This is a genomic window from Kaarinaea lacus (assembly GCF_975902315.1).
The window spans coordinates 1-6,334 of the sequence record NZ_CDLKIE010000496.1 but is presented as its reverse complement, the minus strand read 5'-3'; the positions used below and the strand labels follow the sequence as shown (position 1 = coordinate 6,334).

General features: G+C 48.3%; 6 protein-coding genes and 1 tRNA gene. 6 read left to right on the top strand and 1 reads right to left on the bottom strand.

All coding sequences use genetic code 11. The annotated features are described in order from the left end of the window. A partial coding sequence (gene hemA, locus ACWVCM_RS15480; protein ID WP_455202667.1) for a glutamyl-tRNA reductase occupies positions 1 to 1,022 on the bottom strand: 1,022 nt, incomplete at its 3' end. 206 nt (positions 1,023 to 1,228) lie between these two features. Between hemA and ACWVCM_RS15475 the strand changes: the two genes are divergently transcribed. The 6 genes from ACWVCM_RS15475 to rplY form a co-directional block, all read left to right on the top strand. Beyond that, complete coding sequence (locus tag ACWVCM_RS15475; protein ID WP_455202666.1) at positions 1,229 to 3,034, top strand: tetratricopeptide repeat protein; 1,806 nt, start codon at positions 1,229 to 1,231, stop codon at positions 3,032 to 3,034. An 80-nt stretch (positions 3,035 to 3,114) separates the two neighbouring features. Beyond that, positions 3,115 to 3,756: a lipoprotein insertase outer membrane protein LolB gene (gene lolB, locus ACWVCM_RS15470; protein WP_455202665.1), complete on the top strand. Its 642-nt coding sequence runs from the start codon at positions 3,115 to 3,117 to the stop codon at positions 3,754 to 3,756. 43 nt (positions 3,757 to 3,799) lie between these two features. Continuing rightward, the gene (gene ispE / locus ACWVCM_RS15465; protein WP_455202664.1) at positions 3,800 to 4,684 is read left to right on the top strand and encodes a 4-(cytidine 5'-diphospho)-2-C-methyl-D-erythritol kinase; all 885 of its coding nucleotides are present in this window, start codon (positions 3,800 to 3,802) and stop codon (positions 4,682 to 4,684) included. Positions 4,685 to 4,695: 11 nt separating this feature from the next. Further along, positions 4,696 to 4,770: transfer RNA gene (locus tag ACWVCM_RS15460), tRNA-Gln, on the top strand. A gap of 89 nt (positions 4,771 to 4,859) precedes the next feature. Next, entirely contained in the window at positions 4,860 to 5,813 is a 954-nt protein-coding gene (locus tag ACWVCM_RS15455; protein ID WP_455202663.1) for a ribose-phosphate diphosphokinase, read from the top strand. A gap of 148 nt (positions 5,814 to 5,961) precedes the next feature. After that, positions 5,962 to 6,334, top strand: a 373-nt coding sequence (rplY, locus tag ACWVCM_RS15450; protein ID WP_455202662.1) for a 50S ribosomal protein L25, incomplete at its 3' end; no start/stop codon positions are given.

Below are 6,334 nucleotides of genomic sequence, written 5' to 3'. Positions count from 1 at the left end.
GTTACCGCGCCCAGGGATTGTAACCAGTTCATAAAATGGGAAACCTGGGTATCAATTATTTCTTCAGCTTGTTCGGCCGCTTCCTGACGTGAACGCAAACCCTCCTGGATGATTTCTTGCATATCATCCACGGTATACAGGTATACGTCGTCCAGATCACCCACCTCGGATTCGATATCGCGAGGTACGGCAATATCGATCATGAGAATGGGACGATGTTTGCGCACTTTGAGCGCGCTTTCGACGGATCCTTTACCTAAGATAGGTAAAGGACTGGCGGTTGATGAAATGACGATATCCGCTTCCGCCAGATGACCTGGAATGTCAGGCAGCGAGATCGCGTAAGCGTTAAATTCCGCCGCCAGGTTATGTGCCCGTTCAATAGTACGGTTGGCAATAATCATGCGGCCAATACCGGATTCGTGAAGGTGGCGAGCGGCTAATTCAATGGTTTCTCCGGCCCCGATTAATAGTGCAGTGTGGTTACTCAGTTCACTGAAAATCTGTTTTGACAGGCTAACTGCGGCAAAAGCGACAGAAACTGGGCTCGCGCCGATTTGAGTATCTGTACGAACTTGCTTGGCGACAGCGAATGTATGCTGAAAAAGGCGGTCTAACAAACCACCCAGGGTACCGGCCTCGTTGGCTGCAGAATAGGCATCTTTCATTTGGCCCAGTATCTGGGGTTCACCGAGTACCATGGAATCCAGACCGCTGGCGACGCGTAGCAGATGGCGCACGGCATCGTGGTCGGGATGGGCATAAACATAAGGCTGGATATCACGCTCACCGAGCTCATGGTATTTACGCAGCCAGTTGACGATCATGGCGAGGTCATTTTTTTCCAGGCCGCAATAGAGCTCTGTGCGATTACAAGTCGATATAATCGCCGCTTCATTGATGGCCGGCTGCGATACTAAGTCCTTGAGCGCATGGCAAATTTCCCCTGGCTCAAAGGCAACGCGCTCTCGAATATCGACGGGTGCCGTTTTGTGGTTAATTCCGAATGCTAATATGGACATACGCTAAACTGAACAAAGATAGTCACTAAATTTTGATCGATATACTCATGGAATACAAGTACTTGAATCCTACAAAAAGTTTGACTTACTAGTATATATTGTTGTTCAAAATGATGTATAAAAGATTTTATTCGGTCGCCTCGGTTCAGGAGGACGGTAGATTGGACGATGATTTGGAAATATATGTCGGCGGGAGTGCGAGATAAATGAAGGTAATTCGATATTTAGGCATCAGTTTATTAATAATTTTTGCGGCACAGGCGTGTACTGTGATGCCCGACCAGGCCGACACCTCTACGCCATCTGTCAATTCCGGTAGTGATACTGATTCGGCCACAGTCGGTGATGAAGCCGCAGATCCTTCAGTGTCGGATGCGGGTTTTCCTCCTGGCGATAATTTCGTCGACGAGTTGGAAACCGATGTTCCACCCCATCTTATTTATAAATTACTGGTGGCAGAAATTGCAGGCCAGCGTGGTGAGCTGAATTTAGCAATAGACAACTATATAGATGTTGCTGAAGAGACCCGCGATCCTAGAGTTGCTGAACGCGCTACGCAAATTTCCATATACGCCAAGGAATTTGATAAAGCCCTGGAAGCGTCCAGATTCTGGGTAGACGTAGAACCCGATAATGCAGATGCCCGACGCAGCCTGGCTTCGGTGTATTTGCGACTGGCCAGGCCGGCCGACGCGGTAGCACAGTATGAGCAGATGCTAACTTTATTGCATGATGAGACAAAACCCGGGCATGGATTTTCGGTGATTGCGTCTCAGCTTGCCAGGGAACCCGATCGTGAACTTGCCATGGGCGTGATGGATAAGCTGGTGGAAAGCCGCCAGGATGATCCCTATGCATTGTTTGCCCAGGCCCATCTTGCCATGCGCCAGGCGCGTTTTGAAATGGCCTTAAATACTTTAGATGAGGCTCTCAAAGTCAAACCCAACTGGTCCAGCGCGATCATACTGAGAGCAAGGATTCTGGCAATGCAAGGCGCGCGTGCAGAAGCACTAAATTACCTTGAAGAAGTTCTCGATGGTGATATGTCGGATAACCTGGATATTGGTTTGACCTATGCTCGAATGTTGACGGAAGCTCGTCAACTGGACAAAGCGCTAACTGAATTTATTCGCCTCGCCGAGATCGATGAGCGCAATGCGGAAATCAATTACTACGCAGGCGTGCTGGCGTTGCAACTGAAGAAGCTGGATGATGCGCAAACCTACCTTGAGAAAGTATTGAAACTCGGAAAGCGTGTCCAGGAAACTAACTATTACCTCGGCCAGGTAGCGGAACAGCGGAATGATCCGAAGGCTGCGATGAATCGTTATTCCTTCGTACGCCATGGTGAATTTTATTTCAGCGCGCAGCTTCGAATGGTTTCCATTCTAGCGGAAGAGCAGAATTACGATGCGGCCATTGAGCAATTGCGAACAGTCCGGGTTAACAGCGCCAAGCAGCGGTTGCAGATAATTTTACTGGAAGGTGATCTATTACGTGAAGCGCAGCGTTATCCGGATGCCAAAGAGTTTTATACCAGGGTATTAAATTCCATGCCCAACGAAACCAGCGTACGGTATGCGAGGGCATTAGTTGCAGAAAAACTGGGCGAACTGGATTTGGTGGAAAGTGACTTGCAAACCATCCTGGAGCAGGAGCCCACCAATGCCCAGGTGCTAAACGCATTGGGTTATACCCTGGCAGATCGAACCAACCGATACGAAGAAGCGCTGCAGTACATCCAGCGGGCCATTGAGCTGGAACCGGACGATGCGGCGGTTGTTGATAGTATGGGTTGGGTTCACTATCGCTTAGGTAATTATAATAAGGCCATTAAACATCTGCGTCGAGCCAGTGAGTTATCCAAAGATCCTGAGATTGCCGCTCATCTTGGTGAAGTGTTATGGGTTAGTGGTGACAAGAAAGGCGCATTGGAAATATGGGAAAATTCCCTAAAAGACAATCCCGACGACAAAATCCTGATAGATGTCATGCAGCGATTTGGAATGTAGGTTTCAGCGTCCTCATCTATCCAATTGAACGATTTTAAACTTCGTAATTAACCTGATGGTTAACACGTAACGTGTACTCCATGCTATTTCCCTGGTTATCTTGCCTAACGATGCGTTATAAGCTGCTTTTCGCCAGTATTTTATTGTGTTGTATTTTATCTGCATGTGAGAGTTTGCCTGTGGAGCCTGAACCAGCGATGGATCAGGCCAGGAGTACGGTCCAATTACGTGAGTCGCAGCTGGCTGCCTTGACGAGCTGGCAACTAGATGGACGTATTTCACTGGTCACCGAAGAAGAAGCCTGGAGTGGCCAGTTATATTGGGAACAAAATGCCGCTTCAGATTATTTCATTCAGTTTAGTGCACCGTCCGGTCAGGGTGCCATGCAATTATTTGGTGGCGATAATGGTGTTGAGCTGCGGATGGCAAACGGCAAGTCATATCAAGCCAGGGATGCCGAAACACTGTTACGCCAGGAAACCAACTGGGAACTGCCTATAGAAAGTTTATGGTACTGGATTCGCGGTTTACCCGATCCGGAGCTACCGGTGAAAACTACGCTGGATCAACAAGGCTTGATTCAGGGCCTCCAGCAAAATGACTGGCATATACAATATAAACGTTATCAACAGTATGATGACTATTATTTTCCGCGTAAAATAGTGATTCAACACCAGGATATGAAAGTGCGCCTGATCGTTACACAATGGACAGTGAGCTAAACCTGTATCAGGTGAATCATTCCAGAACATTTATAATCTAAACGTGACTTCCTCAAACATTTGGCCCGCACCGGCAAAACTCAATTTGTTTTTGCATATTACCGGTCGTCGTGATGACGGTTACCATAATTTACAGACCTTGTTTCAGTTTCTGGATGTTTGTGATTACCTACAGTTCCAGGTGCGCAATGACGGGCAGATAAACCGAACAACAGAGATTGAGGATGTTGATCCCCAGCAGGATTTGACGGTTCGCGCAGCCAGGTTGTTGCAGGAGCACACCGGCTGCTCATTAGGCGTTGATATCAGTATCGAAAAAAATCTCCCCATGGGGGGAGGCCTCGGAGGCGGCAGCTCCGATGCGGCAACGACCTTGGTCGCACTGAATGAACTGTGGAGCGTAAACTTGTCACAAGCCGAGTTAATCGATCTTGGCAGCTCATTGGGTGCCGATATACCGATATTTATTTATGGCCAATCAGCCTGGGCAGAAGGAATCGGTGAAAAATTGCAGCCAGTAGAACTGCCAGAGCCCTGGTACGTGGTGCTATTTCCGGGAGTTACCGTGCCTACTCCAGAACTTTTTGCTGATCCAGAATTGACACGTGATGCCCGACCCATCAAAATACGCGATTACTTTGAGGGTGGCACAATAAACGTGTTTGAGCCCATTGTTCGGCGTCGTTACTCTGCAGTGAATTTTGCCCTTAAGTGGTTGTCTGAGCAGGATATTAAAAGCAAACAAGCGCCCATGATGACCGGAACCGGCAGTTGCGTGTTCGCATCTTACCCGGACGAAGCCAGCGCAAAACGTGTCGCAGCGTTGGCTGAACAACAGACAGCCAGCGACTGGCAGGTGATAATTGCCAGGGCATGTAACGTGTCCCCACTGGCACAGCAATTGAAGAGCGGGACCACGCAAAAGTAGATTTTAACTATTGGGCCGTCGCCAAGCGGTAAGGCACTGGGTTTTGATCCCAGCATTCCCAGGTTCGAATCCTGGCGGCCCAGCCATTTTATTTTGATGTAATGTAAAAGTAAGACCCAGCGGCGAGAACGTTGGGTTTTTTTAACACCAATGATAGCGGAAGAGGGGTTTCACAGTGTCCGATAGCCGGATGATGGTGTTTACAGGGAATGCGAATCCGCAGTTAGCCGGGGCCGTCTGTAAGTACCTCGACCTTTCTCTTGGCAAAGCCATTGTCGGTTGTTTCAGCGATGGCGAGATTCAGGTTGAAATTATGGAGAACGTGCGCGGTCGCGATGTTTTCGTTATTCAACCTACTTGCAAACCCACTAACGACAACTTGATGGAATTAGTGGTGATGATCGATGCGGTAAGGCGCGCATCGGCAGCACGAATTACCGCGGTGGTGCCGTATTTCGGCTATTCACGACAGGATCGTCGACCACGCTCGGCAAGGGTACCGCTGACAGCAAAAGTGGTAGCCAACATGATAGAGGTGGCGGGCGCAGATCGGATTTTGACGGTAGATTTGCACTCGGACCAGATTCAGGGATTTTTTGACAAACCGCTCGACAATATTTATGCATCGCCCATATTGCTGGGGGATGTATGGCGCCAGGAATATCCAAACCTGATGGTTGTATCACCCGATGTAGGCGGGGTCGTTCGCGCCAGGGCGTTAGCGAAACGTCTGGATGATGCCGACCTGGCGATCATTGACAAACGTCGGCCACGTCCCAACGAAGCGAAAGTCATGAATATCATTGGTGATGTCAAAGGCCGGCAATGTGTATTAATTGATGACCTGGTAGATACTGCCGGTACCCTGTGTCAGGCGGCAGACGCATTGAAGGATCATGGTGCAGAGAAGGTTGTTGCTTACTGTACACATGCCGTGTTATCTGGCAAGGCTGTCGATAACATCATGAATTCGCAACTGGACGAAATAGTGGTGACCGATTCCATACCATTGTCCGATGAAGCAAGTAAATGCAAAAAGATACGTCAACTGAGTATCGCGGAATTATTGGCTGAAACGATGCGTCGAATCAGCAATGAAGAATCTGTAAGCTCGTTGTTCATGGATTAAACCGTGAATTGCGCGGATTACTGGTAGCCAGACTAACTCGTTATTTGCTAACAGTTAGCTGGCATTACTAAGGAATGCATTTGACCTTGGTCGCAAAGGCAAATGTTCATACTTAACACTATCAATATTGTGAGTTGGAGTTATAACTATGAGTGAAGATTTTAATGTAACTGCAGAAACTCGCAAAGATGTAGGGAAGGGTGCGAGCCGCCGCCTACGTCATGCGGGTAAAATTCCTGGTGTGCTTTATGGTGCTGGTAAAGACGCCGTATCTTTAACAATGGGTCATGACGAGATGTTTCACCATCTTGAACATGAGGCATTCTATTCTCACATTCTTAACTTGAGTGTAGACGGCAAAGAAGAAAAAGCGGTGTTAAAAGATGTGCAGCGACACCCTGGCAAACCAAAAATTTTGCATATTGATTTTCAGCGCGTTAGCGCCACTGAAAAACTCCATATGCATGTTCCCTTGCATTTCATCAATGAAGACACAGCCCCGGGCGTTAAAATTGGTGGCG